The sequence below is a fragment of the Glycomyces sp. NPDC021274 genome, from assembly GCF_040641195.1.
Lineage (GTDB): Bacteria > Actinomycetota > Actinomycetes > Mycobacteriales > Micromonosporaceae > Glycomyces.
Genome location: NZ_JBFADC010000004.1, coordinates 111,133 through 137,031, shown reverse-complemented (window position 1 = coordinate 137,031; position 25,899 = coordinate 111,133). Strand labels below are relative to the sequence as shown.

Sequence of the window (25,899 nt, the reverse complement as noted above, 5' to 3'; positions counted from 1 at the left end):
CGCGTTCCTCTTGGCTTCTGGGGCTTTGGTAGCGGTCACCATACCGGATCGTGACCATGTGAACCGTGCCGATCCGGGCGGTGCGGGCCGGTTCGGGTGGTTTCGGGCGGCTCCGAAGGGCCGCGAGCGCGGCGCGTCCCGGTTCGTCCTGAGGGTCCTTTTCACGCGTTCCCGCGATGCGGCGGTTTGCTAGTCTGACTGACGCCGAATGACCTCCGAGTGAAGCAGGACGCGCTGTGGCTGAGACGACGCCCACTTTCCATACCTTCCAAGTGGACCTGCGCGGCCTGGTGGACCTCTTGTCCCACCACCTGTACTCCTCGCCGAAGGTCTACGTGCGCGAGCTGCTGCAGAACGCGGTCGACGCGGTCACCGCCCGCGCCCAGGCCGAGCCGGGCTTCGCGCCGGGGGAGCAGCATGTCGCGATCGTCGCCGACGGCAGGCGGCTGCGGATCACCGATCCCGGTGTGGGCCTGACGATCGAAGAGGTCCACAAGCTGCTCGCGACCATCGGCGGCTCCTCCAAACGGGACGAGGAGATCGAGGGCGCGCGCCGAGACTTCTTGGGCCAGTTCGGGATCGGCCTGCTCGCGTGCTTCACCGTGGCCTCGGCCATCACGGTGACCTCGCGTTCGGCGAAGGACCCTGCCGCGCCGGTGGTCCGGTGGACCGCCCGCGACGACGGCTCGTACACCGTGACGGAGGTGCCGCTCGGCGAGCACCCCGAGCCGGGCACCACGGTGCAGCTCGAGGCCCGCCGCGGCGAGGACTGGCTGCGGCCCGAGCGGGTCGCCGACCTCGCCCGCGAGTACGGGTCGCTGCTGCCGGTGCGCATCACCGTCTCCGACGGCGGCACGCCGGTCGAGATCACCGACACGCCGCCGCTGTGGGAACGGGCGCACCCGACCCCGACGGCCCGCCGCCTCGCCCTCAACACCTACTGCGAGCAGGTGCTGGGCTTCCCGCCGCTGGACGTGATCGACCTCGACGTGCCGCTCGCCGGCATCAAGGGCGTGGCGTTCGTCCTCCCGCACGCCACCTCGCCCTCGACCCGCCCGGCGCACCGCGTGCACCTCAAGCGGATGCTCCTGACCGACACCGCGGACAACCTGGTCCCCGAGTGGGCGTTCTTCGTCCGCTGCGTGATCGACACCGACGCCTTGCGCCCCACGGCCTCCCGCGAATCGCTCTACGACGACGAGGCGCTCGCGGTCGCCCGGGACGCGATCGGCGCGCAGATCCGCGAGTGGATCTCCCGCCTCGCCGCCGAGGACCCCCACCGCCTCGAGTCCTTCCTCGCCGTGCACGAGCTCGGCGTGAAGGCCCTCGCCCGCCACGACATGGAACTGCTCGCGGCGATGCTGCCGTGGCTGCGGTTCGAGACCACCGCCGGGCACACGAGCCTCCCCGACTTCGCCCGTGCCTTCCAGCCGATCTACCTGGCCTCCAGTGTGGACGAGTACCGGCAGGTCGCCCCGATCGCCGCCGCGCAGGGCATCGGGGTGGTCAACGGCGGCTATACCTACGACGCGGAGCTCGTGCAGGCCCTGCCGCGCCTCGACCCGCAGGTCAAGGTCGAGCAGCTGCAACCGGGGGTGATCTCGGCGAGCCTCGACCCGGTCGACGCCGGCACCGAGCTCGCCCTGGCCTCGTTCCTCAACGCCGCCCGCGCCCGCCTCGACGCCGTCGACGTCGACGTGGTCGTGCGCGAGTTCAACCCCGTCTCGGTGCCCGCGCTGCTCCTCGACGACCGCGAGTCCCGCCGCGAACGCCAGCGGGCCGAAGCCGAGGCCGAGGCCGACGACCTCTGGGGCGGTATCCTCGCCTCCATCAAGCAGCACGCGCCGCGCGCGCAGCTCGTGCTCAACCACCGCAACCCCACCGTCCGCCGCGTCAGCGCCATCGGCGACCCCCAGCTCGCGGGCACCGCGGTCGAATCCCTGTACGGCCAGGCGCTCCTGATGAGCCACCGGCCGCTGCGCAGCGCCGACACCGCACTCCTCAACCGTTCCTTCATGAACCTGCTGGAACACCTCACCCAGGACTGAGCCGTCCCCATCGCTCGACCCCGCGGCTCACTCCTCACATAGGACATTTAAGGACTGGTATGGCCACTCCCGACCCCGACGAGATCTGGCGACTGCTCAACGAGGCCCGCTTCGAAGAGGCCAGTGAGGCGAAGGTCGCGGCCCTCGAGCGGGCGGTCGAGGCCGCCGACGCCGTAGGCGACCCCGAACTGCAGAACTACGCCCTCAACGGCCTGGTCGACGCCTACGAGTTCTCGCGCGACTCCACCCGCCTCCTCGTCCCCTTCGCGCGGCTCCTGCGCAACTTCGACTCCAAGCCCGAGCACTTCGACGCCTACCTGACGCGCTCCCTGTACTGGACGTTCAAGTGGATCGTCGACACGATGATCGAGCAGCCCGACGTGCCGCTCGAATCCATCGAGCACTGGCTCGAGGAGATGCGCCGCCGCTACCGCGAGGCCGGCTACTCCATGCACGCCCCGTCCGCCTACGAGATGCAGCTGGCCTACCACGTGGGCGACTACGACCGGGTCGCCGCCGCCATCGAAGCCCTCGGCGAAGCCGAGGAGGACGAGATGTCCGACTGCACCGCCTGCCAGTACACCGCGCTGGCCACCATCGTGTTCTACGCCGAGGAGGACGCCGCCGACGCCGCGATGGAGATGCTCGAACCGGTGCTTTCCGGCGAGCAGACCTGCGCCCACGAACCCCACTACGGGCTCGCGCTCTCCCTCCTGCCCCTGGTCGAGCTCGGCCGCATCGACGAGGCCCGCGCCAACCACCTGCGCGGCTACCCGATGTGCAAGGGCAAGGAGGACATGGTGCCGATGGTGGCGCTGCACGTCGAGTTCTGCGCCCTCACCGGCAACGAGCACCGCGCCGTCGAGATCCTCGCCGACCACGCCCGCTTCTTCGACCTCGACCTGGGCGTGCGCGACCGCCAGCGCCTCATGGAGGTCACCGTCCTCACCTGCCGGCGCCTCACCGCGCTCGGCCTCGCCGGCACTGCGATGCCCGGGCCTACCGGCACCGAGTGGACTGCGGCGGCCCTCCACGACTGGGCCGAGGCCGAGCGGGCCGCGATCTGCGCCCGCTTCGACGCCCGCAACGGCAACGACCACCACTCCCGGATGTCCGCCTGCGTCATCGAATCCACCCCCTACGACAAGCCGGTCCACCTGGGCCTCAAGGAGCCCAAGCCCGAGCCGGCCGCGCCGCCGCTCGCCCCCGAGGAGGTCCAGGGCCCCGACCTCGACGCCGCCATCGACGCCGCGTACGCCGCGTACGACGACTGCTCGCCCGACACGTGGAAGGCCTGGCTGCGCGTCGGCGCCCTCGCGGACGCGCTCGGCATCGAGCTCATCCCCGAGCACCGCGCCGAGATCGCCCACGCCGAATCCGCCCAGTCCGACGAGCCCGCGACCGTCGCCGCCGGGCTCACCCGCGCCATCGAGCTCTTCGGCCTCGCGGGCCAGCCCGGCCGCGCGCTCGTCGCCGAGTCCTTCCTCCTCATCCACCGCTCCGACGCCGAACCCGAGGCCATCGGCGACGGCGCGGCCCGCATCACCGCCACCGCCCGCACCTTGAACGCGGAGCAGCGCATCGACGACCGCAGCTTCCACACCAGCCAGGTCCTCGCCATGCGCGCCGAGTACCTCGCCGCCACCGCCAGGCCCGACCTGCTCCCGGCCGACCTCGACGAGCGCGCCCGCGCCCTCGAAGCCGAACTCGCGGCCTTCCCCGACCGGCGGTACGCGCTCATCCGCCGCTGCGACCTCCTCGACCTGCGTGCCCGCCTCGAACCCGAACCGGCCGCGAAGACCGCGCTCCTGGCCGCCCAGATCGAGCTGGCCCGCGCCGCCGGCGCCGGCTGGGCCGTCGCCCGCGCCAGCGCCGACCTCGCCGACCAGGTCGGCCTCACCGGCGATTACGAAGCGGCCCTTGCCATCTGCCGTGAAGGCCTCGCCGCGCTCGGCGGCGAACCCTCCCACACCGTCGCCGCGAAGCTCCACCTCCAGGCGGCCGAGTTCACGATGCGCGCCGCCGACCACAACGCCACGTACGAGCACGCGCTGGCGGCCTCCGTCCACTGCGACGCCGTCGGCATGACCGTCCCGGCCGCCGTCGCCCGCCACCTCATGGGCGTGGCCCTGGTCGAACTCGACCGCCGCGCCGAGGCCGTGCCGCTCCTGGAAGCCGCCCTCGAAGACCTCCCGGGCCACGAGCTCTGGCGGATCTGCAACGTGCGCTTCAACCTTGCCGAGTCCTACGACCGCCAGGGCGACACCCGCCAGGGCGTCGAGCACGGCCTCGCGGCCCTCGCGCTCATGGAGTCCGCCGAGGAGGACTACCTCGTCAACCTGTACGCCGACACGCTGTTCCTCACCGGGGAGCTCCTCCAGAAGCTCGGCGAGCACGACCACGCCCTCGAGGTGTACACCCGCGCGATCGAGGCCGCCGACGCCGTGGGCGACCTCGCCTGCTGGACCCGCGTCAGCCGCTCCCGCGCGTGGCTCCTGCGCACCATCCTGGGCGACGCCGCGTTCGGCGAGGGGCTCCAGACGATGGCGCAGATCGCCGCGCGCCTGCACACGGTGCGCGCCGACCCCGAAGCGCCCGAGACGCTGCGCGAGGCCGCCCGCTTCGAGCTCGGCGAGACCTACCGCCAGCATGCCCAGCTGACCTTCCAGTTCCTGGAGAGCCAGGCGGGCGAGCAGGGCCTGCGCCGCGATGAGGCCGAGCCGGTGCTCGACCTCCAGCGCCGCGCGCTGGCCGTGTTCCGGGAGGGCCCGCTGCTGCTGGAGCGGGCGAGCCTGACCGCGCACCAGACCATGTGGCTGCTCGCCGAGCTCGGCGACACGCAGGGCGCGATCGAGGTGGGGGAGGACGCCCTGACCTGGCTCACCGCGCCGGAGTCCGCCGAGGCCAGGGAGGGTTTCGAGGGGCACCTGGCGGACCTGCGGCAGGTGCCGGGCGCCGATTTACGGCCCGCGAACCCCGCCGAGGGGGCTTGAGCGGGGCGCTGTGAGGCGGTGACCCGCCGAGCGGGCCGCGGCGAGTCCCAGGTCTGCTGCGAGGTACGCTTGCTCACTGGCGGACCGTACTTGACGTGCGTCTCGGGCACGACTCAGCAGCGAAACTGGGTTGACCGGGTATCCGCCGCCTGGGCAGTCTGTCCAGAGGATCTCAACCGAGAGCAATCATCCGCAGTCTCACCGACCGCCAGCCGGATCGAGAGGAATCATCGTGTCCCAAGATCGCACCGAAGCGCTCATCAGCCTGTCCAAACGCCGCGGCTTCGTCTTCCCCAGTTCCGAGATCTACGGAGGCACCCGCTCCGCTTGGGACTACGGCCCGCTCGGCGTGGAGCTGAAGGAGAACATCCGCCGCGAATGGTGGAACGCGATGGTGCGCGAGCGCGACGACGTGGTCGGCCTCGACTCCGCCGTCGTCCTCAACCCGCAGGTGTGGGTCGCCTCCGGGCACCTCGAGGAGTTCACGGACCCGCTCACCGAGTGCCAGTCCTGCCACAAGCGCTACCGCGCGGACCACCTCATCGAGGCGTACCAGGAGAAGCACGACGGCCGCGAGCCCGAGAACGGCCTCGCCGACCTCACCTGCCCGCACTGCGGCGCCCGCGGCTCCTTCACCGAGCCGCGCATGTTCAACGGGATGATGAAGACCTTCCTCGGCGCCACCGAGGACACCGAGAACACGCACTACCTGCGCCCCGAGACCGCCCAGGGCATCTTCGTGAACTTCACGAACGTCATGACCGCGTCCCGCCGCAAGCCCCCGTTCGGCATCGCGCAGACCGGCAAGTCCTTCCGCAACGAGATCACGCCGGGCAACTTCATCTTCCGCACCCGCGAGTTCGAGCAGATGGAGATGGAGTTCTTCGTCGAGCCGGGCACCGACGAGGAATGGCACGAGTACTGGCTGCAGACCCGCTGGGACTGGTACGTCGACCTCGGCCTCAAGGAGGCGAACCTGCGGCGCTACGAGCACCCGAAGGACAAGCTCTCCCACTACTCCAAGCGCACCGTCGACATCGAGTACAAGTTCAACTTCGCCGGCAGCGAGTTCGGCGAGCTCGAGGGCATCGCCAACCGCACCGACTTCGACCTCTCGACCCACTCGAAGCACTCGGGCGCCGACCTGTCGTACTTCGACCAGGCCAAGGGCGAGCGCTGGACCCCGTACGTGATCGAGCCGGCGGCGGGCCTGACCCGCTCGGTGCTGGCCTTCCTCATCGAGGCCTACGACGTGGACGAGGCCCCGAACACCAAGGGCGGCGTCGACAAGCGCACCGTGCTCCGCTTCGACCCGCGCCTGGCGCCGGTCAAGGCCGCGGTGCTGCCGCTGAGCCGCAACGAGGACCTCTCGCCGAAGGCGAAGGACCTGGCCGCGACCCTGCGCAAGCGCTGGAACGTCGACTTCGACGACGCCGGCGCGATCGGCCGCCGCTACCGCCGCGCCGACGAGATCGGCACGCCGTACTGCATCACCGTCGACTTCGACACCCTCGAAGACCAGGCCGTGACGATCCGCGACCGCGACTCGATGAAGCAGGAGCGCGTCGCCATCGACCAGGTCGAACGGTTCCTTCTGGAACGCCTGTAAGCCGTCAGTACCTGCTGGGGCCGATCTCGATCCGATCGAGGTCGGCCCCTTCGGGTATCCACTGCGCCGCCACATCCACGTACTGGTCCGACTCGCCCTCAGGGAACGTCCGGAACGCGCCTGTGTAGAACTCCGAGTCGCTGCCGGCCGGGAGCCCGCCGAGCAGCTCGCCGTCGCCGTCGCGGAAGAGCACCGCGATCTGCGCGTCCGTCTCCTCCGCGGTCTCGGCGCGGAAGTGCACCCGGTACCCGTCCGGACTCGCCATCGGCTCGAGCCCGGTGAACGCGAACGCCGGCAGCGCCCCCATCTCGAACCACTCCGCGCCCTCCACGCCGTCCAGGTAGTCCGCGGGGTAGAGGATCGCCGGCTCCTCCTGCTCCAGCGACAGCTTCTCCACATCGACCCCGGTCACGTCGACGGCCATCACGTAGCCGAGCGCGGCCGTCGAATGCGGCGGGATCGAACCGAGGTACATCGTGTCCAGATTGACCGGGTAGCCGCGCTTGGTCTCGGTCCGGATCGACAGCGACCCCGGCACCAGCTCGCCGTCGTGCGGATTGCGCACCACCACGGCGACGAGCACCTGCTCCGCACCCCACTGGTCGACGATCTTGCTGAAGCCGTGCTCGACGATCTCGAGCTCGACCTCCTCCTCGACCATCGCCGGCTCGTCGGTGTACTCCCCGGGGTCCGCGGAGGTCTGCTCGTCGACCGAGGCGACCTTCGCGTCCGTCCCCGGGCGGTGCTCGACCGCGGCCACCAGCGCCACCGCCGACACGACGAGCGCGATCACGAACGGCAGGCTCGGCAGGAGCTCCGCCCGCATGTGGGCATGGCCCACCTGGTCCCGCACCGCGCGGGCGAGACGCCTGGGCCACCGGTTCGAGGGCATGGGATTCCTAGCTGAGGCCGCTACACTTTCACAGCAACGGTAGCAGTCGAGCCATGGGAGCGAGGGTGTCGGAATCCGCCTCTCCGCAGCGGTGGGGCGAGGAGCACATGATCGATCTGGGCGCCGTCGGCCAAGCCGATCCGGAGCCCGAACCCGCCCCCTCGCCACCCCGCCGTTTTCTGCGGATACCCAACGCCGCCTTGGCGTACGCGGCCATCGCGATCGCGCTGGCCGCCACCGTGGTCACGGTCGTCAAGTGGTCCCCGCTGCACCGGCCGCTCGCCGAGTCCACTGTCACCGGATTCCTCGAAGCGGTCCACGACGGCGATGTGGAGGGTGCGCTCGCCTTCACCGACCAGAAGGGCGCCGAAGGCGAGTACCTGGTGCCCGAGGCGCTCGATGCGCGCTGGGAGATCACCCAGGTCGCCCAGGTCGCGTACACCGACCTCGGCGACGGCCAGGCCAAGGCCGAGGTCTACGCCGAGATCGAGGGCCCGGACGATGCCCTCGTCGGCCACCGCTACCACGTGATCATCGACCGCGGCGAGGCCGAGATCCAAGGGGCCATGACCGAGCACGAGGCCTACGGGACCTTCGACTACCTCGACCTGAACGGCGTCAGGCTCGACATCGACCTGCAGGGGCATCCGACGTACCTCATGCTCCTGCCCGGGTACTACGAGTTCTACCCGGACATGCCGTCCACCATGGAGTTCGAGGACGGCGGCTCGATGCTGGTGCTCGGCAGCAAGTTCCTCCAGATCGAGTCCGGCATCGTCGACGAGTGGATACCGTCGCCGTGGGTGGTGGTCTCCCAGGAGGGCGAGGACGCGGTGAACGCGGCCCTGCGGGAGTTCTACGACGGCTGCGCCGCCGACCCGGCCGCGGAGGGCTGCCCGTTCAAGTTCCCCGAGGACCCCGCGCGCGACGTGGCACTCGCGCCCGGCGCGCAGTGGCAGGTCGCGACCTATCCCGAGGTGCGCTCCGAACGGCTCTGGTACGAGCACGGCGCGGGCTTCGGCCTCGATTCGTCACTGCCGGGCGAGGCCCGGGTGCAGGTCGAGATCACCGAGGACGGCGAGACGCGCTCGGCGCTGGTGAGCTGCCCCATCTGGGTGAACGGGCTGTACGCGGCGTTCGACTTCGAGGCCGGCTTCTCGATCGACGCCGGCTACGAGATGTTCGAGGACCGCTGCCGCTCGCTCATCGAGGTGGAGGCGTAGGGCCTCTGCGATTCAGGGAGCGGCGGGCGCGCTATTCGCTGTGGATGACGCAGCCGCAGTCGATCCAGGCGTGCTCGGCCTGGTCGGTGTGGGTGATGGAGTAGTTCGCACGGCTCTCCGACGCCCACAGGGCGGCGGGGCTGGCGGGCACGTCGGCGGCGGCGGTCGCGGCGAGCGGGTTGGGCTCGGTCGCCTCTGCCGGCGTCGCTGTCGGGGCGGTCTCCAATTGCTGGGCCATCGCTCTTAGACTCCTTCGTTCATCGAGTCAAACGCAGGAGGAGCTCACATGGTTCCGGGCTTGAGAGCAGTCTCACAGCGCACTCGCAATGCCCAGACTAGCGCCCCCTTGCGACAGTCGTATAACGCTTTCATTCCACGGTGTCGCAAGAGGGCGCCGACCTGGTACGGCATTTGACCGGTGTGCGGTGAATTACTACCAGGACGCTTTTCGCACTCCGGGCAATTCGCCCCGGTGGGCCATCTCCCTGAGTCGGACACGCGACAGTCCGAACCTGCGGTTGAACCCGCGCGGGCGCCCGTCCACGACGTCCCGGTTGCGCAGCCGCGTGGCCGAGGAGTCCCGCGGCAGCTTCTGCAGCTTCACCACCGCGGCCGCGCGGACCTCGGGGTCGGTGCCCGGGTGGGCGACGAGCCGCTTCAGCTCGGCGCGCTGCTCGCGGTGGCGCTCGACGAGCACCTCCCGCCGCTGCTGCTTGGCGATCATGCTCTTCTTTGCCACTACCGCTCCTCTCTGAACTCGACGTGCTTGCGCACGACTGGGTCGTACTTCTTCAGGACCATGCGGTCCGGGTCGTTGCGGCGGTTCTTGCGGGTCACGTACGTGTAGCCGGTCCCCGCGGTCGACCGCAGCTTGATCACGGGCCGCACATCGGTGCTCTTGCTCGCCATCTAGACCTTCTTCCCCTCGGCGCGCAGCCGCGCCACGACGGACTCGATCCCGTCGCGGTCGATCACCTTGATGCCCTTGGCGGACACCCGAAGCCGCACGTGCCGGCCCTCGCTGGGCAGGTAGTACCGCTTGCTCTGCAGGTTGACGTTCCACTTGCGCCTGGTCTTCTTCTTCGACCACGGCACGTTGTTGCCGAAGCCGGGCCCGGCGCCGGTCACCTCGCATGTTCTGGACACGGTCGGTCCTCCTCTCGCGAACGCTAGTATAATGACAATCGTTTTCAAATAGATCGGAGGCCTCATGAGCCAGCTCGCCCAACCCGGTTCCTCTGTGTCACCGGCCGACCTCCGGCCGGCGCTGACACTCCTGACCGGCTTCGCCCCCAAGGCGACCCGCGAGGCCGCCGACCTGCTCACCCTCGCCGACCCGAGCCTCCTGGTCGTCACCTACGACCTCGCCGAACTCCTCGACAACGGCACCGTCCGCCGCCTCGTGCACGACGGACGCGGCCCCATCGAAGACGAGCGCGTCACCCTCGAGCACGGCTGCATCAACTGCACCATCCGCGAAGACCTCCTCCCGGCCCTCGTGCGCCTCGCCCGCGCCCGACCCGCCGCGGACCTCGCCCTCGTCCTCCCGCCCTCCATGGAGCCCGAGGCCGTCACCACCGCCTGCGGCTGGTGCCACGTCGACGGCGCGCCCGTCTCCGACGCGATCCGCATCGACTCCGTCGTCGCCGTCTGCGACCCCGGCAGCCTCCTCGAAACACTCGACTCCGACCAGGACCTCGCCGACCGCAGCCTCCAGGCCGCCGACGACGACACCCGCTCCGTCTCCGAAGTGGCCGCCCGCCAGATCGAATTCGCCGACACCGTGCTCCTCTGGGCCCCGGAATCCGAGCTCGACTACGAGCACACCCGCCTCTCAGTGCTGCTCCAGCGCCTCAACCCGTGGGCCCGCCACCTCGTGCTCGACCTTCCCGAGCCCGCCTGGCTGTCCGCCCGCATCCGCCGCAGCGGACGCTTCGACCCCGAAGCACCCGAACCGCACGGCCGCGCCCTCGAGGGCTACGCCGTCGGATGCCACGAGCCCGAACCCGACTGCGGCGTCGTCGCCACCGTCTACCGCGCCCGCAGGCCCTTCCACCCCGAGCGCTTCCACCAGGCCCTCCCGGCCCTCGCCGGCCGCACCCTCCGCGGACGCGGCCACCTGTGGCTCGCCGGGCAGCCCGACACGATCGTGGCCTGGGAGTCCAGCGGCGGCGGCGTCTCCATGGGCGACCTGGGGCGCTGGCTCGCGGCCACCCCCGACGAGGAGTGGGAGGAGTCCAGTCCCGAGCGCCGCGTCAACGCCGACCTGCACTGGGACGCGGACTTCGGCGACCGCGGGATTCAGCTCGCGTTCGTGGGTATCCACTTCGAGGCCGACGAGCTCACCGCCGTGCTCGACGCCTGCCTGCTCACCGACGCCGAAGTGGCCGAAGGCGCCGCCGCCTGGCGGGAATACCCCGACCCCTTCGAAGGTTGTTTCGAAAGCAAGGAGAGGAACCAGGAATGAAGCAAGGTATTCACCCGAAATACGACTACGTCGTCTTCCGCGACCGCGCCGCGGACTTCGCCTTCCTCACCCGGTCGACGGTCGGCTCGGCCGAGACCGTCGAGTGGGAGGACGGCAAGACCTACCCGGTGATCGACGTCCAGATCTCATCGGCCTCGCACCCGTTCTGGACCGGCAAGAGCCGTGTCCTGGATGACGAAGGCCGTGTCGCCAAGTTCTACAAGAAGTACGGCAAGACTCCCGCCGAGTAACGGCGGGCACGAGCGAAGGGGAGGCCTCCCGGCACCGGAGGCCTCCCCTTTTTCGCCTATGCGGCTTGCCTTCGCCCAGGTTCATTTGGTTTCATGGTTCTTGCTCCGGGGGGAACCGGTTTCGACCGTGTTCGGCATTCACTGCCCTTCTGTAACCCCGATCGCGAAGGTTCCAGCCGAGATGGACGACACCGCCTCTCCATTCCCTCCCCGCGACGAGCTCGCCGAGCAGCTCCCGGGATACCTCCTCGACCCCGAACCCATCAACGCGACCAACATGAGCCAGGTCTTCCTGGCCACCGACAGCAAGCTGCACCACCGCAAAGTGGCCGTCAAGATCATGGCCGACTACCTCGCGCAGCACCCGGTCTACCGCAAGCGGTTCCTGCGCGAAATCCAGCTCATGGCGAGCCTCGAACACCCCAACATCATGTACGTCATCACGGCCGCCGCCGAGAACGGCCGCCTCCTGTACCTGGTCATGCCCCGCGCCCACCACGACCTCAAGCACCTCCTCAACGACGGCCGGCTCGACTTGGCGAAGACCGCCGACGTGATCGCCCAGACCGCCAGGGCCCTCGACCACGCCCACGAGCGCGGCGTGGTCCACCGCGACGTCAAACCCGGCAACATCCTCTTCGGGACCGACGGCCACGTCTACCTCACCGACTTCGGCGTCGCCAAGGACCGCTTCGGCGAAGACCTCACCGCGACCGGCGAATCCATCGGCACCCGCCGATACACCGCCCCCGAAGTGTTCGACGCCCGCGCCGGCGACGCCGCGACGACCGATCCGCCCGCCGAAACGCGCCTGCTCCCGTGCACCCCGCGCGAACGCTCCGGCGACGTCTACTCCCTCGGCGCCGTGCTCTACCACTGCCTCACCGGTCGAAGGCCCTTCGACCAGGTGGACGAGCACGCCGCCCTCGACGCGCAGCGCCGCGGCGACCTCGTTCCGGTGACCGCGATCCGCGAAAAGGTCTCCCCCCAGATCGACGCCGTGATCGCGAAGGCCATGCACCTGGACCCGGACCAGCGCTACGGCAGCTGCGGCGAACTCGCCGTGGCCGTCACGCAGGCACTCGGCCTCACCGGGGCCGGCGCGGCGCTGCCGATCCTGCGCGACATCCAGGACCGGCTCCGCGCCGAATCGACCGGCCGGGACCGCACGACCGCCTACTCACAGCCCATGCCGCCCACCGGAGCCGAACCGCCCCCGGCCTCGACCGCGCAGACCCGCAACATGCTGCTCAGCACCCTGGCCGCGGTGCTCGCCGTCGCGCTGGCGGGCGGCCTCCTGCTGTACCAGCTCTTCACTCCCGACGACGCCGGGGCCGCCGGGGATGCGGCGGCCGTGCAGGCGTCGATCGACGCGGCCGCGTCGTCCCAGTCCGCGGCGGACGCGGCCGCCCTGCTGGAGCACGAGCCGCCTCCGCCGACCGTGGAGCCGGTGACCGGGGACGCGCAGGTGGAGCGGATTCCGGTCGAAGGCGAATGTGTCACCGACTCCGACATCTGGACCGTGGTCGCGTGCGACTCGCCGCTCGCAGATGAGCTCATCTTCAAGATCGTGATGAACCCCGACGACCCGAACCCCAAGCAGCCCGATCACGACGACGCCGCTTGGGAGGCGTGCAGCGGCGAGGGCTACGACTTCGACTACGAGTGGTACTGGAGCGACTCGCTCGACGAGGACGAGACCGACCGCGAGTGGGATCCCGAGATCGACAGCATTCGCTACATCATGTGCTATGTGGAGCTCTGACGGCTAGGACAGGCCCTAGGGCTCAGCGCGCTCGGCGACGTCGAACGGTTCGATGTCGCCGGGCGTGATCGTCGTGCTCTGCAGCAGCGCGCGGATCAGGTTGTCGTTGAGCGCGTTGCCGAGCGGTTCGCCGAACACCTCGCTGCGGAGCAGGCCGTAGACGCGGTGCTTGTACCCCGGGGCCGACAGCCGCTCGCGCACCGAGGCGACGACGCGGGCGACGGTCCGCTCGTTCCAGTCCCGGTCCTTCAGACCGGGCAGCCGCTGCATGTCCTCGGCCACGTGTTTCCAGGACACGGGCTGCGGATGCGGGAGGCCTCGCAGGTACCGCTGCGCGAGCGAGGCGATCACGAGCCGCTCCGTCCGGCTCAGCTTGTGCACCACCGGGACCGCGGTCTCGTCCTCGGGAGTCGCCTCGCCGTCGGGGCGCTTCCCGCCGATCACGCGGACCTCGAGGAAATGGACCTCCTCGCGGGGATTGCCTATGTAGACCGGGGTGTAGGCGTCCTCGACCAGGCGCTCCTGACCCTGCAGGAGCATCGAGTCGCCGGGGAACAGCATCGGCAGCCGGCCCTCGTTGCGAATGGTCCACTCGCTGCCGTGGCAGATGAGGCGGCCGTGGCAGCGGCTGATCCGGTCGTCGGCCACGCCGAGGGGGATGTTCACGTTCTTCTCGTCGCGCCCGAAGAGCAGCTCGAACGGGCGGGGCGGTACCGCCCAGCCGAGGTGGGCCGAGAGCGCGAAGACCGTTCCCAGCGGCGGGTACGGCAGCGGATCCTCGTCCTCGGGCGCCTCCGGCACCCCCGCGGCGAGGCTGCGCACCCACGGCGGGAGCACTTGCGGGAAGAACGCCTGCTCGTCGGTCATCGGATACCGTCCTCTCGGGGCTGGTCGGGCTCGGTTCCCATTGTGCCGTCACCAGGTGCGGGACCCCTCCCGCCGAGAGTGGGTCAGCCGCCGGACGATTCGATCTCGGCGCCTTCGGGGACGGTGAGGTCGTCCCGGTCGTCGAGCCAGCCCTCCGGCAGGGTCACCTTGCCGGGGCTGTTGGTGCGGCCGCGCGGCTTGCCGATGGTCGACTCGGGGAACGGCGCGTCCGCCTCGAGCTTGCCGAGGAGGTCTTCGAGCTCGTTGAGGTGGGAGACCATCGAGAGCGCCCGGCGCATGTCGCCGCCGACCGGGAAGCCCTTGAGGTACCAGGCCACGTGCTTGCGGAACTCGCGGCAGCCGTGCTCCTCGGCGGCGATGTTCCGCCGGGCCTCGTACGACTCCGCGCCCGCGATCCACTCGACCAGCAGTTCGGCGTGCCGGTACATGACCTTCGCGACCTCGCCGAGGGACGGCATGATGCGCTGTTCCCGGCCGTTGAAAGCCGCCTCGAGGTCCCCGAAGAGCCACGGCCTGCCCAGGCACCCCCGGCCGACCACGACGCCGTCGCAGCCGGTCTGCTCGACCATGCGCAGCGCGTCGTCGGCCTCCCAGATGTCGCCGTTGCCGAGCACCGGCAGGTCCAGGTGCTCTTTGAGGCCGGCGATCGCCTCCCAGTCGGCGGTGCCGGAGTACCGCTCGGCGGCGGTGCGGCCGTGCAGCGCCACCCAGGCGACGCCCGCGTCCTGGGCGATCTTCCCGGCCTCGAGGTAGGTGAGGTGGTCGTCGTCGATGCCCTTGCGCATCTTCACGGTGACCGGGATGCTCCCGGCGGCGTCGACCGCCGCGGTCACGATCTCGCGGAACAGCCGCCGCTTCCACGGCAGCGCGGAACCGCCGCCGCGGCGGGTGACCTTCGGGACCGGGCAGCCGAAGTTGAGGTCGATGTGGTCGGCGAGGTCCTCGTCGGCGACCATCCGCACGGCCTTGCGCATCCCGGCCGGGTCGACGCCGTACAGCTGCAGGCTGCGGGTCTGCTCTTCGGGGTCGAACTCGATCAGCCGCATCGTCTTCGGGTTGCGCTCGGTCAGCGCCACCGTCGTGATCATCTCGCACACGTAGATGCCGGCACCCTGTTCGCGGCAGAGCTTGCGGAACGGGAGGTTCGTGATCCCGGCCATGGGTGCGAGCACCACCGGCGGGTCGACCGGGGTGCCTGCGAGCGAGAGCTGCTGTGTCACCGGTCCATTATTCCAGCGGACTCGGCGAGCCGCCCCGCCCGGTGACGCGCCGCACCTCGGTTTCGGGCCCTCAGGCGGCGAACTGCCTGTCATCCGCGCTGAACGACGAAGGCCGCCCGGCGCATCGCCGGGCGGCCTTCGATCGGTTGCGTCTATGCGAGGTCCACGGTCACCGAGGCGCCCCACGGATTGCCCGCGACCTCGTAGGCCCCGGCGTAGGAGAACCCGTCGCCGCCGACGGTGCCGCCGCCGGGGATGGTGGCCTGGCCGTCGAGGTACGAGTGGAGCTTCTGGCCCGTGTAGTCCGAGACCAGGACGACCGCGGCGGTGCCGTCGTAGCCGTTCACGTCCAGCGCAGGCGTCTCGGAGGCGCACAGCGGGTCGGCCATCCGCGAGTCGGCGAGCTCCTTCACGACCTCGCCGCCCGAGACCCAGCTGACCGTGGCCTCGCCGCGGCTCGTGGCGATGAACGCGCCGCTCTGCGCGCCCACGACCAGGCAGGTCGGGTTCGCGCCGACCTCGGTCGCGGTGGTCTCCTTGAGCGAGCCGTCGAGTTCGCGGACCGTGCCGTCGCTCGTGGCGACGGCCGAGGTCCCCTCGGCGGCGGCGACGTCGGCGACCCCGCCGTCGAAACCGACCGCCTCACCGGCGGTCGCGTCGAACGCGAACTCGGTGCTGTCGTAGTGGAGGGCCGCGAGGCCTTCCAGGGTCGAGGCGAGATCGACCGCCGCGACCTGGCTCGCGCTCAGGTCGCCCACGATCGCGTAGCCGGCGGTTGCGACCTGGTCGCGGCCGGCGCCGCCTTCGACGTCGCTGCGTTCGGCCGAAACCGAGCCGCTCGAGTTCGACCACGCGTCGACCGAGGTCGGCGCGGTGAACGGCAGCTCGACGGTGCCCACGATCTCGGCCTCACCGAAGTGGCCCGGGTTCGGCAGGCCGGGGTAGGCCTGCGACCAGCTCGACTGGTACGAGTCCTTCTTGTCGCCCAAGGCGATCACGACCAGCGAACCGGTCTGCGACTCGGGCGTCCAGGTGGTGACCAGCGCGAGCTCATTGCCGTCGGTGAGCGCCACATCGGTCGGGACCTGCCCGCCCGGCAGCTGGAGGCAGGTGCCGCCCTGCGCGCCGCTGATGCCGGCCGTCGCGACGATGCCCGACGAGAACGCGATCACGGAGTGCGCGTTGACCTCGGCGCTCTGCTCGGGCCGCGCCATGGCGACGGGCCTGCCGAGTTCGCCGCCGAGGCCGCTGATGCAGTCGGCGGTCGCGCCTTCCTGCAGTTCGAGTTCGGGCCTGCCCTCTTCGGTGAACCTGCCGCCCGCGCGGGGTGTGAGGCCCAGCGACTCGTCGGTCGACTCGACGACCGTGACGTGGTCGATGCCGGTCAGCCCGGACTCGTCGGTGACATAGGCGAGCTGGCCCTGGATGCTGCGGTCGGCGTCGCCGAGCAGCGGTTCGGAGGCGAGCACGTCGCCGCTCGCCGCGGCGAGCTCCTCGGCGCCGTTCTCGCCCGCTTCGCCGTAGCGCCACGAGAACCATTCGGCGGTGCCCGCGGCGGCGGCGAGTTCGGTGTAGCGCTCGGGAGTCAGGGCCTCGTCGGAGCCGGGGCTCTCGGCCGAGGAGTCGCCGTCGCCCTCGCCGTCCCCCGGCTGGGTCGGCTCGCGCGGCGGTTCGGCGCCGAGCATGAGCACGATGCCGATGATCAGGCCCAGGGTGATGAGGCCGCCGATGCCGTAGATGGCGTAGCGGACGCCGCGGTGCGTCGGCGGGGCGACGCGGATGGGGCCCGACGGCGAATCGGTCGGAGCCTCGGCCTTCTCGGCGGTCTCGCCGCTGCGCTGCGCGGGAACGGCGTCCGGTCCCTCGCCTGGTACGCCCTGCTCGGCGTAGGCCGACTGCGTGCCTTGATCGGCATACGCCGTCTGCGTGCCCTGCTCGCCGTAGGCCGACTCCGGGAACGGCTGCTGGTCGCCGTACGCGGCCGGTGCGCCGTACGCGGACTGCGGCGGGGCCGGGACGGCGTCCTGGCGCGCGTACGGGTCCTGCTGCGGCACGGCCGCGAACGGGTCCTGCTGTGCGAACTGGTCCTGCGGTGCGGCCGCGAACGGGTCGGGCTGCTGCTCAGCGCCGCCGACCGGGCCGAACGCGTCAGCGCCCGAACCGAACGGCGCGCCGGTGCGCTGCTCCCCATAGGACGGCTGCGGCGGCACGGGCGGGAACGGCTCGGACTGCTGCTGCGCCTGGTACTCCTCGCGGGCCTGCCGGGCCTCGGCCTGCAGCCGCTCGGCCTGGTACGGGTCGGACTGGTAGAGGTCCTGGCCGCCCGAGTCGCCCCGGTACTGGTTGTGGCCGTAGACATCAGCCTCGTAGGGGTCGGAGCGCAGCTCCGGGAACTCGAGGCTCTCGCCCTGCCCGGGCTGGCGCGGTGCGTCGTAGGTCGGCGGGTCGTACCCGGGGGCCTGCTGCGGCGCGGCGAACGGCGATCCAGCCTGCTCGGGACGGAACGACTGCTCTGCGGACGTTTCAGGTGCGGGGGCCGCGGCCGGCGGCGGGATGTCGCCCGCGCCAGTCCATGCGGCGCCGCCGCTGGTCAGGCCCCATCCGGTCTGGGACTGCTGCTGCATCCACTCCTGGCTCGACTTCGGCGGCCAGTCGGGTGCGTCGCCTTCGTTCTGCCCGTTCCAGTCGCCTTGCGGCGCAGGAGGCTCCTGATGAGCAGACTGCTGGTAGCCCGGCTCGGGAGCGCCCTGACCGCCGTACTGCGGCGCCTGGCGCTGCACGCCGCCGAACGGCGCTTCACCATACGGTGCGCCGCCCTGCTGGGGTCCCGGCTGCTGCGGCACCTCCGGGGTCGCGTCGTCGAACGCGCCCCATTCACTGCGGCGCGCCTCAGGGTCGAGCTCCTCGTACGGACCGGCCTGCGGGGGTTCACCGTAGGCGCCTGCGCTCGGCGGCGGCCGCATGAAGCGGTCGGCCGCCGAAGGCTCGTCCTCCGGAGTCGCGGGAACCGGCGTTTTGGAAGGCAGGTGGCCCACTCCGCGCGCGGTGATTCGGGGCGGATTGGTGGGTGTGGCCGCCGGTTCACTGGTGGGAGGCCAGGAGGGCGGCTGCTCGGGCGATGGGTCCGGCATGATAGGCGACTCTAGCGGATCGGACCGCGCTCGCGTGAGGCGTGGTCGGGAGCATTGCTGACCAGAACCATGGTACAGCGGGCGTGCTCACCGGTTCTGATCTGCGCCAACGGCTTCCGTGAACCCGGTTCGCGACGTGACCTCCGCGACCCGTCCATGGTGGCCGATCACTCACCTGCGGTACCGCAACGGGGTCGGACCGCTACGCAGCGCGCGTGAACCGGGGGCCGCTGCGACTTCGGGGCTCACACCGGGCGGCGTCTGCGGGCGGGTTGTCAGGGGGACCGGGCAGAATGGTGGGGCAGCGAGAAGAGGTGAACAGTGGCGGGGCGAATCCGGGACGCCGATATCCAGCTGGTGCGCGAGCGCGTGGATATCGCCGATGTCATCGGCGAGCGCGTCACCCTGCGCAACGCCGGCGGCGGCAATCTCAAGGGCCTGTGCCCGTTCCACGACGAGCGCTCGCCGAGCTTCAACGTCACGCCCGCGCGCGGCGTCTACCACTGCTTCGGCTGCGGCGTCGGCGGCGACGCCATCACGTTCCTCACCGAGCTCGACGGCCTCACCTTCATCGAGGCGGTCGAGCGCCTCGCGGCCCGCGCCGGCCTCAAGCTCACCTACGAGGACGTCGACGGCCGCGTCCAGCGCGGCCCCTCCGGCGCGCCCGGCCTCAAGCAGCGCCTCCTCGACGCCCACACCGCCGCTGCGGAGTTCTACACCGCCAAGCTCCTCTCGCCGGAGGCGCTGACCGCCCGCCAGTTCCTCACCGCGCGCGGCTTCGACCGCGAGGCCGCGGCGACCTTCGGCTGCGGCTACGCGCCCGATTCCTGGGACGCGCTCGCGAAGCACCTGCGCGCCAAGGGCTTCACGGCCGAGGAGCTGAACACGGCGGGGCTCGCCAAGCCGTCGCGCACCGGCAACCTCATCGACCGCTTCCGCCGCCGCCTCGTCTGGCCCATCCGCGACTCCTCCGGCTCCGTGATCGGCTTCGGCGCCCGCAAGCTCTTCGACGACGACCAGGGGCCCAAGTACCTCAACACCCCTGAGACGCCGCTGTACAAGAAGTCGCAGGTGCTCTACGGGATCGACTTGGCCCGCAAGGAGATCGCCAAGACCGGCCGGGTCGTCATCGTCGAGGGGTACACGGACGTCATGGCCTGCCACCTCGCGGGCGTGCCGATGGCGGTCGCCACCTGCGGCACCGCGTTCGGGCCCGACCACATCCGCATCCTGCGGCGGTTCCTGTTCGACTCCGAGACGGCGGACGGGCGCATCATCTTCACGTTCGACGGCGACGAGGCCGGCCAGCGCGCCGCGCTCAAGGCCTTCGACGAGGAGCAGCGCTTCGTCTCCCAGACGTACATCGCGGTCACGCCCGGCGGGCAGGACCCGTGCGAGCTGCGCCAGAGCGCGGGCGACGCGGGGGTGCGGGAGCTCATCGAGCGGCACACGCCGCTGGTGCAGTTCGCGTTGGAGCGCGCGATCGCCAAGCACGACCTGGACACCGCCGAGGGCCGCCTGCACGCCACGCGCGCCATCGCGCCGCTGCTGGCGCGGGTCAAGGACCGGGGCCTGGTCGAGGAGTACATCGGCGTCTACGCCGGGCGGCTCGGCAAGGAGAAGGCGGAGCTGCGCCGCGCCGTGCAGGGCGCTGCCGCCGGTCAGCAGCCGGAGGCCCCCGAGGGGCCCAAGCGGGTGCAGCGGACCGACTCGACGCAGCTGCGCGCCCAGCGCGAGGTCTTGAAGGTCGCCCTCCAGCAGCCGCAGATCGCCGGTCCTTACTTCGACGCGGTCGACGCCACGCCGTACACGGACCCGAACTACCGGGCGGTGCGCGAGGCCATCGCCGCGGCCGGGGGAGCGGCGCACGCCGCCGCCGGCCCGAACTGGATCGCCGCGGTCCAGAGCGCGTGCACCGAGATCGCCGCGGGTGCCCTGGTGAGCGAGCTCGCGGTCGAGGAGCTGCGCCTCGCGGGCGAGCCCGACGGCCTCTACGTCCGCACGATCCTCGCCCGCATCCAGCGCCCGGTGGTCGAGGCCGAGGTCGCCGACCTGAAGCGCCGCCTCCAGCGCATCAACCCCAGCACTGACAAGGACGAGTACATGAAGCTCTTCGGGCAGCTCATGGGCCTGGAGCAGCACGTGCGGTCCCTGCGCGACCAGGCGGCGAACGCGGTCGAGTAGACCGGGACCGGGAACCGGGCGGTATCCGAGACAGTCTCTCGTTCTCGTGTTGTGATGCAGGTAACAGGTATGCCGTTTCGTCGTTGAATGTCCCATCGCAGCGCGTTCGGCAGCCGCATCTTGAGGGGGAGTCATGTCCCAGCCGCCTGCCTCGCCGCCGCCCGAGCAGTCTCCGCCGAACGAGCCGTCTCCCGCGTCGGCGTATGAACCGCCGCCCCCAATGTCGGGGTACGAGCCGCCTGCGTCGGCGTACGCGCCGCCCCCCGGACCCCCTCCTTATCAACCGCCTCCGGGACCGCCGCCGTACTATCCGCCGCCACCCGGCCCGCCGGCGGGTGGTGCGGGGGCGCCCCCCAAGACCATTGCGATCCTCGCCTTGGTCTTCGGCGGTGCGGCACTGCTGTTCGGCATCATCCCCGTCGCAGGGATCTTCATCGGCGGGCTCTTCGCGCTGGCCGGCATCGTGCTCGGCATCGTCGGGATCTTCAAGTCCCACCGGCTGATGTCGATCATCGGCATCGGCCTCGCCGTACTGGGCCTGATCGTCACGGTGATCGTGACCGTGGCCCTCGGCAAGGCGGCCGAGGACATCATCGAGGACTGGCCGACGGACTACGAGACCGAGAGCGAGACCGACGAGGGCTCCGGCCACGGGGACGCGCCGACGGAGCAGGCGGCGGACGGGACCGACCCGACCGCGCCGCTCCCGGCGGGCAGCGAGATATCCACTGGCAACTGGACCGTGGTCATCAGCGAGGTCGTGCCGGACGCGACCGAGCAGGTGCTGGCTGAGAACGAGTTCAACGCGCCGCCGCCGGAGGGGGCCCAGTTCTTCATGTTCCGAGTCGACGCCACGTATCAGGGCGAGGCGTCGAGCTTTGCCTGGTCCGACCTGCTGTTCGGGGTTTTCGTCGAGGACAGTGTTCACAGCGGGACGTGCGGTGTCGTTCCCGGCGACCTCTTCGACGCCCCTGAGGTGTTCGCGGGCGGGACGGCGACGGGGAACGTCTGCATCAGCGTGCCGACCGCCGGCGTCGAGACCGCCGCGATCGGCGTCGAGGATTCCTGGGCCCAAGGCGAGCGCTACTTCGTCGCCGCCGAGTAGGTGCGTCTTTTCTTGCGGCGCAGTGGTTCCGGGGCAAAATGTGAGTGTCTTGCACACGTGTGGGTGATGACGGCCGGTCTTGCATTGGGGATAATTGAGGTACGTACAGGGACAGGAAATTCGTACAGGTGCCGGGTAGGTGCAAGCAGACTACGACAAGCCTCTGGCTGAACCGGCAAACCGACTTGTTTCGAGGCACTCAGCCCCCACCGGGGGTTCCAGATCTCATCCCAGTGCTATCGCCCGCAGCTGTCCGCGCCCCCGATGGGCCGTGACTGGGTGGACGATCCCCGTCAGGATCACCCTCACGGGAAGGCGTCGTCTCACACGGAGACGCACGCGATTTGAGTTTGATCGTCTGCTCCGGAATGGATCTCCTGCACTAGGGTGTGCGAAGGCCGTCTCCGCCTTTCAACGCCCCCATGAAGGACATGTACATGACCGATCCATTCTCGGTGCCCGACGGCGACCAACGGCCGCTGCCGCGCAATGGGCTCACCAAGGCGCAGAAGGTCGCATCGGTCATCGGCATCGCGCTGGTGGCAGCGGTGCCGGTCGTGGCGGTCATGTCGTTCAACTACTTCGATTCGCCGGAGGAGGACGTCGAGACCGACGCCGCTGAAGTCAGAGACGTCGAGACCACGGAGCTGAACACCACGGTGACCGACGGCGATCTCGAGTTCACGGTCGTCAGCGTCGAGCAGGGATCCACGCAGATCATGGCTGGGGTCGACGAAACGAAGGCGGACGGCGAGTACGTGTTCATCGAGGTGACGGTGAAGAACCTCAGTGAACATGTGTTCCTTACCTTCAGCGACACCCATCAGCAGCTGTTCGACACCGACGGGAACGTATACGAGTCCGACTACGATGCGGCATCGATGGTGTTGGGCAATAACGTCCATCTCGCCGTCATCCCCATCGGCGAACAGATCGAGGGCTGGATCGTCTTCGACGTCCCGGTCGGGACGGAACTGGCGACGCTCGAACTGCACGACAATCGCGAAGACGGGGGAGTCGAAGTCCCCCTGCACTAGCCGTTTTTTTGCGACTGCGTGACAGCGCAAACGGAAAGGGCCCGGATCGCATCGCGATCCGGGCCCTTGCTCGAAGGTCTATGCGGCGTTCGACGGCTGCGGGTTGCGCAGGGGTTCGCCGTGGGCGTGGAGTTCGGTGAGGGCTTCCCGCCAGGACTGGATGAGACCGGTCGCGTGGTAGGGGATCTCCTTCTCCTTGCAGAACTCCTCGACGATCGGCTGCGCCTTGGCGAGGTTCACCGAGGGCATGGCCGGGAAGAGGTGGTGCTCGATCTGGTAGTTCAGGCCGCCGAGGGCGAAGTTGGTGAACCAGCCGCCCTTGACGTTGCGGGAGGTCAGCACCTGCTTGCGGAGGAAGTCCAGCTCGGTCTCGCCGACGAGGGTCGGCATGCCCTTGTGGTTCGGCGCGAAGACCGAACCCATGTACAGGCCCCACACGGCCTTGTGCACGAGGAAGAAGACGATGGCCTTGCCCGGGGAGAGCACGATGAACAGTGCGCCCAGGTAGGCGGCCCAGTGGAGGGCCAGGAAGAGGGCCTCCCAGCCGCGGTTCTTCAGGCCGGGCTTGATGACGGACCTGATGCCGGACCAGTTGAGGTTGATGCCCTCGAGGAGGAGGATCGGGAAGAACAGCTCCGCCTGGTACTTGCCGAAGAACCGGCTGAAGCCCTGCGCGAAGCCGGCCTGGCGCTTGGACCAGGAGAACAGGCCCGGGGAGACGTCGGGGTCGAGTTCCTCGTGGTTGGGGTTGGCGTGGTGGCGGTTGTGCTTGTCGTTCCACCAGCCGTAGCCCATGCCGTTGGCGAGGTTGCCGGTGAACCAGCCCAGGCGCTCGGACGTGGCGCGGCTGCGGATGACCTGGCGGTGCGCGAGGTCGTGGCCGAGGAACGCCACCTGGGTGCTCACGAGGGCCATGAACACGGCCGTGAACATCTGCATCCAGGAGTCGCCGATGAGGGCGAAGGCGGTCCAGCCGCCGACGAAGACGGCAGACATGAGCGCGAAGCGGATCACGTAGTACGCGGGGCGGCGGGCCATGAGCCCGGCCTGGTTGATCCGCTTGCCGAGTTCGGCGAAGTCGCTGCCGGTCCGCGGCTTGTCGGGGGCCTGCGGCGCCTTGTCGGCCATGAGCGTCATGAATACGTCCGTTCTGTCGGGAAACTTCGACTCTTTAATCATTCCCGCTTCGCTGTGAGTTGTAACTACCGCTGACCCCTCAATGGGGGTAGGGCAAGCACTACCTTTACTGACCGGTATTTATGAAGGATTCGCTTCAAAATCTGTTGTACTCTGTCGGGGCCCGGGCTTAGGGTTGCCCCATGCCACATGACGATGAGATCCTGGTGCGCGCCGCGGACCTGCGAAAAAGCTACGGCGAGCACGAAGCGGTGCGCGGCGTCGACTTCGAGATCCGCCGCGGCGAGGCCTTCGGCTTCCTCGGCGCGAACGGCGCGGGCAAGTCGACCACGATGCGGATGATCGGCTGCGTCTCCCAGCCCACCGGCGGCGAACTGGAGGTCTTCGGCCGCGACCCCCGCACCCAGGGCGCCGAGATCCGCGCCCGCCTCGGCGTCGTGCCCCAGGACAACACCCTCGACGGCATGCTCACCGTCTTCGAGAACCTGGTGGTCTACGCCGGCTACTTCGGCATCAAGCGGAAGGCCGCCAAGGTCAGGGCCGCCGAGCTCCTCGAGTTCGTGCAGCTCTCCTCCCGCTCCAAGGACCAGGTCAGCGAGCTCTCCGGCGGCATGCAGCGCCGCCTCGCCATCGCCCGCTCGCTCATCAACGACCCTGAACTGGTGATCCTCGACGAGCCCACCACCGGCCTCGACCCGCAGGCCCGCCACCTCGTGTGGGAGCGGCTGTTCCAGCTCAAGCAGCGCGGCGTCTCGATCCTGCTCACCACCCACTACATGGACGAGGCCGAGCAGCTCTGCGACCGCCTCGTCGTCATGGACGAGGGCCGCATCATCGCCTCCGGCTCCCCCCGCGAGCTCATCGACACGCACGTCACCAAGGAGGTCGTGGAGCTGCGCTTCGGCGCCGCCCACACCACCGAGCTCGCCGAACTCGCCTTGACCCTCAACGGCGTCGGCGCCCAGATCGAGGCCCTGCCGGACAAGATCCTGGTCTACACCGACGACGCCGACGACACCAACGCCGCGCTCGAGGCCCGCGACATCAGCCCGACCTCGGTCCTGGCCCGCCGCGCGAGCCTCGAAGACGTCTTCTTGCGCCTCACCGGCCGCGCCCTCGTGGAGGACGAAGCGTGACCGCACTGAGCGTCGACCGCACCGCCCCCACCCCGGCCCAGGCCGCCTGGCGCGCCTTCAACCTCCAACTGGCCCTGTACAAGCACGTCTGGCACGGCACCGTGTTCACCTCCGTGCTCCTGCCGATCCTCTACATGGTCTCGATCGGCATCGGCGTCGGCGCCTACATCGAGGCCGACTCCCTCGGCGGCCTCGACTACGCGGCGTTCATCGCCCCCGGCCTCGTCTGCTCCGTCGCCGTCATGATGCTCGGCAACGACATGGTCTTCCCCGTGTTCGGCGGCTACCAGGACTGGGGCGGCCACTACCTCGCCCAGCGGGCGACCCCGCTGCGCCCCGTGGACATCCTCAACGGCCACCTCGCCTACGCGGCGGTCTTCCGGCCCTTCACCAACTGCACGCTCGTGGCGGTCGTGCTCGCGTTCTTCGGCGTCTACACCTCGTGGTGGGCCGCGCTCGCGGTCGTCGCCGCAGCGCTCGTCTCGGCCTCGATGGCGCCCTGGCTCCACTTCTGGGCCACGAGCCTGAAGAACGACGCGAACCTCAACATGATCTTCCGGTTCGCCGTCATGCCCATCTCGCTGTTCTCCGGAGTGTTCTTCCCCGCCAGCGAGATGCCCGGCTTCCTCCAGCCGCTCGTGTGGCTCTCGCCCCTGTGGCACGGCACCGAGCTCGCCCGGGCCGCGACCGCCGGCGTCGCCCCCGCGCTGGCACCGGTCCTCCACATCGCCTACCTCGCGGCCCTCGCCGTGGCCGGCTGGTTCGCCGCCCGCCACGCCGTGCAGCGCCGCCTGAACTTCTAGGAGCCCAACG

Annotated in this window: 21 protein-coding genes; 12 read left to right on the top strand and 9 right to left on the bottom strand. The window is 70.0% G+C overall.

Annotated elements, in window-relative coordinates; genetic code table 11:
- Positions 1-236: 236 nt before the first annotated feature.
- The 3 genes from AB0I03_RS11510 (at position 237) to AB0I03_RS11500 (ending at position 6,650) form a co-directional block, all read left to right on the top strand.
- Positions 237-2,048: an HSP90 family protein gene (locus tag AB0I03_RS11510; protein WP_360410317.1), complete on the top strand. Its 1,812-nt coding sequence runs from the start codon at positions 237-239 to the stop codon at positions 2,046-2,048.
- Positions 2,049-2,107: 59 nt separating this feature from the next.
- Entirely contained in the window at positions 2,108-5,041 is a 2,934-nt protein-coding gene (locus tag AB0I03_RS11505) for a tetratricopeptide repeat protein (RefSeq protein WP_360410314.1), read from the top strand.
- Positions 5,042-5,273: 232 nt separating this feature from the next.
- A complete protein-coding gene (locus AB0I03_RS11500; RefSeq protein WP_270117524.1) occupies positions 5,274-6,650 on the top strand; it encodes a glycine--tRNA ligase in 1,377 nt (458 codons plus the stop codon).
- 4 nt (positions 6,651-6,654) lie between these two features.
- Here AB0I03_RS11500 and AB0I03_RS11495 read toward each other — a convergent pair whose 3' ends face one another.
- Positions 6,655-7,542 (bottom strand): hypothetical protein, encoded by an 888-nt coding sequence (locus AB0I03_RS11495; protein ID WP_360410311.1) that lies wholly within the window; start codon positions 7,540-7,542, stop codon positions 6,655-6,657.
- Between the two features lie 107 nt (positions 7,543-7,649).
- Here AB0I03_RS11495 and AB0I03_RS11490 point away from each other — a divergent pair, with 107 nt between their 5' ends.
- The gene (locus tag AB0I03_RS11490) at positions 7,650-8,765 is read left to right on the top strand and encodes a hypothetical protein (protein ID WP_360410308.1); all 1,116 of its coding nucleotides are present in this window, start codon (positions 7,650-7,652) and stop codon (positions 8,763-8,765) included.
- 31 nt (positions 8,766-8,796) lie between these two features.
- Here AB0I03_RS11490 and AB0I03_RS11485 read toward each other — a convergent pair whose 3' ends face one another.
- The 4 genes from AB0I03_RS11485 to rpmB form a co-directional block, all read right to left on the bottom strand.
- Positions 8,797-9,003, bottom strand: a complete 207-nt coding sequence (locus AB0I03_RS11485; RefSeq protein ID WP_360410306.1) for a hypothetical protein — start codon at positions 9,001-9,003, stop codon at positions 8,797-8,799.
- 195 nt (positions 9,004-9,198) lie between these two features.
- Positions 9,199-9,504 carry a 30S ribosomal protein S14 gene (rpsN, locus tag AB0I03_RS11480; RefSeq protein WP_360410303.1) on the bottom strand — a complete coding sequence of 102 codons (306 nt, stop codon included), beginning with the start codon at positions 9,502-9,504 and terminating at the stop codon, positions 9,199-9,201.
- Positions 9,504-9,674 (bottom strand): 50S ribosomal protein L33, encoded by a 171-nt coding sequence (rpmG, locus tag AB0I03_RS11475; protein ID WP_289954950.1) that lies wholly within the window; start codon positions 9,672-9,674, stop codon positions 9,504-9,506. Before rpmG ends, rpsN begins: the two co-directional genes overlap by 1 nt.
- Positions 9,675-9,911, bottom strand: coding sequence for a 50S ribosomal protein L28 (gene rpmB / locus AB0I03_RS11470; protein WP_360410300.1), 237 nt, complete (start codon positions 9,909-9,911; stop codon positions 9,675-9,677).
- 64 nt (positions 9,912-9,975) lie between these two features.
- Between rpmB and AB0I03_RS11465 the strand changes: the two genes are divergently transcribed.
- From AB0I03_RS11465 to AB0I03_RS11455, 3 genes are all read left to right on the top strand, one after another.
- Positions 9,976-11,232 (top strand): GTP-binding protein, encoded by a 1,257-nt coding sequence (locus tag AB0I03_RS11465; protein WP_360410297.1) that lies wholly within the window; start codon positions 9,976-9,978, stop codon positions 11,230-11,232.
- A complete protein-coding gene (locus AB0I03_RS11460) occupies positions 11,229-11,483 on the top strand; it encodes a type B 50S ribosomal protein L31 (protein WP_270117537.1) in 255 nt (84 codons plus the stop codon). Before AB0I03_RS11465 ends, AB0I03_RS11460 begins: the two co-directional genes overlap by 4 nt.
- A gap of 181 nt (positions 11,484-11,664) precedes the next feature.
- Positions 11,665-13,248: a serine/threonine-protein kinase gene (locus AB0I03_RS11455; protein ID WP_360410294.1), complete on the top strand. Its 1,584-nt coding sequence runs from the start codon at positions 11,665-11,667 to the stop codon at positions 13,246-13,248.
- A 15-nt stretch (positions 13,249-13,263) separates the two neighbouring features.
- Here AB0I03_RS11455 and AB0I03_RS11450 read toward each other — a convergent pair whose 3' ends face one another.
- The 3 genes from AB0I03_RS11450 to AB0I03_RS11440 all read right to left on the bottom strand — a co-directional run bounded on the left by AB0I03_RS11450 (position 13,264) and on the right by AB0I03_RS11440 (position 18,487).
- Positions 13,264-14,115 (bottom strand): FHA domain-containing protein, encoded by an 852-nt coding sequence (locus AB0I03_RS11450; protein WP_360410291.1) that lies wholly within the window; start codon positions 14,113-14,115, stop codon positions 13,264-13,266.
- Positions 14,116-14,198: 83 nt separating this feature from the next.
- Positions 14,199-15,356, bottom strand: a complete 1,158-nt coding sequence (gene dusB / locus AB0I03_RS11445; RefSeq protein WP_360410288.1) for a tRNA dihydrouridine synthase DusB — start codon at positions 15,354-15,356, stop codon at positions 14,199-14,201.
- Positions 15,357-15,508: 152 nt separating this feature from the next.
- On the bottom strand, positions 15,509-18,487 hold the full coding sequence (locus AB0I03_RS11440) for a hypothetical protein (RefSeq protein ID WP_360410285.1): 2,979 nt from the start codon (positions 18,485-18,487) through the stop codon (positions 15,509-15,511).
- Between the two features lie 321 nt (positions 18,488-18,808).
- Between AB0I03_RS11440 and dnaG the strand changes: the two genes are divergently transcribed.
- From dnaG to AB0I03_RS11425, 3 genes are all read left to right on the top strand, one after another.
- On the top strand, positions 18,809-20,671 hold the full coding sequence (gene dnaG, locus AB0I03_RS11435; protein WP_360410282.1) for a DNA primase: 1,863 nt from the start codon (positions 18,809-18,811) through the stop codon (positions 20,669-20,671).
- A gap of 376 nt (positions 20,672-21,047) precedes the next feature.
- Positions 21,048-21,776: a hypothetical protein gene (locus AB0I03_RS11430; RefSeq protein WP_360410279.1), complete on the top strand. Its 729-nt coding sequence runs from the start codon at positions 21,048-21,050 to the stop codon at positions 21,774-21,776.
- A gap of 437 nt (positions 21,777-22,213) precedes the next feature.
- The gene (locus AB0I03_RS11425) at positions 22,214-22,813 is read left to right on the top strand and encodes a DUF4352 domain-containing protein (RefSeq protein WP_360410276.1); all 600 of its coding nucleotides are present in this window, start codon (positions 22,214-22,216) and stop codon (positions 22,811-22,813) included.
- 78 nt (positions 22,814-22,891) lie between these two features.
- On the opposite strand, the gene AB0I03_RS11420 is transcribed toward AB0I03_RS11425, so the two are convergent.
- Positions 22,892-23,941, bottom strand: a complete 1,050-nt coding sequence (locus tag AB0I03_RS11420) for an acyl-CoA desaturase (protein WP_360411053.1) — start codon at positions 23,939-23,941, stop codon at positions 22,892-22,894.
- Between the two features lie 191 nt (positions 23,942-24,132).
- On the opposite strand from AB0I03_RS11420, the gene AB0I03_RS11415 reads away from it, so the two are divergent.
- Complete coding sequence (locus AB0I03_RS11415) at positions 24,133-25,086, top strand: ABC transporter ATP-binding protein (protein WP_360410273.1); 954 nt, start codon at positions 24,133-24,135, stop codon at positions 25,084-25,086.
- The gene (locus AB0I03_RS11410; RefSeq protein ID WP_360410270.1) at positions 25,083-25,889 is read left to right on the top strand and encodes an ABC transporter permease; all 807 of its coding nucleotides are present in this window, start codon (positions 25,083-25,085) and stop codon (positions 25,887-25,889) included. The genes AB0I03_RS11415 and AB0I03_RS11410 overlap by 4 nt, the downstream gene beginning before the upstream one ends.
- Positions 25,890-25,899: the final 10 nt, after the last annotated feature.

Bases quoted from the DNA above. Each gene is read 5' to 3' on its own strand.
- AB0I03_RS11495 (WP_360410311.1), bottom strand. From the start codon at position 7,542: ATGCCCTCGAACCGGTGGCCCAGGCGTCTCGCCCGCGCGGTGCGGGAC.
- rpmG (WP_289954950.1), bottom strand. From the start codon at position 9,674: ATGGCGAGCAAGAGCACCGATGTGCGGCCCGTGATCAAGCTGCGGTCG.
- AB0I03_RS11420 (WP_360411053.1), bottom strand. From the start codon at position 23,941: ATGGCCGACAAGGCGCCGCAGGCCCCCGACAAGCCGCGGACCGGCAGC.
- AB0I03_RS11465 (WP_360410297.1), top strand. From the start codon at position 9,976: ATGAGCCAGCTCGCCCAACCCGGTTCCTCTGTGTCACCGGCCGACCTC.
- AB0I03_RS11485 (WP_360410306.1), bottom strand. From the start codon at position 9,003: ATGGCCCAGCAATTGGAGACCGCCCCGACAGCGACGCCGGCAGAGGCG.
- AB0I03_RS11440 (WP_360410285.1), bottom strand. From the start codon at position 18,487: ATGCCGGACCCATCGCCCGAGCAGCCGCCCTCCTGGCCTCCCACCAGT.
- AB0I03_RS11450 (WP_360410291.1), bottom strand. From the start codon at position 14,115: ATGACCGACGAGCAGGCGTTCTTCCCGCAAGTGCTCCCGCCGTGGGTG.
- AB0I03_RS11455 (WP_360410294.1), top strand. From the start codon at position 11,665: ATGGACGACACCGCCTCTCCATTCCCTCCCCGCGACGAGCTCGCCGAG.
- AB0I03_RS11460 (WP_270117537.1), top strand. From the start codon at position 11,229: ATGAAGCAAGGTATTCACCCGAAATACGACTACGTCGTCTTCCGCGAC.
- AB0I03_RS11490 (WP_360410308.1), top strand. From the start codon at position 7,650: ATGATCGATCTGGGCGCCGTCGGCCAAGCCGATCCGGAGCCCGAACCC.
- AB0I03_RS11415 (WP_360410273.1), top strand. From the start codon at position 24,133: ATGCCACATGACGATGAGATCCTGGTGCGCGCCGCGGACCTGCGAAAA.
- AB0I03_RS11425 (WP_360410276.1), top strand. From the start codon at position 22,214: ATGACCGATCCATTCTCGGTGCCCGACGGCGACCAACGGCCGCTGCCG.
- AB0I03_RS11505 (WP_360410314.1), top strand. From the start codon at position 2,108: ATGGCCACTCCCGACCCCGACGAGATCTGGCGACTGCTCAACGAGGCC.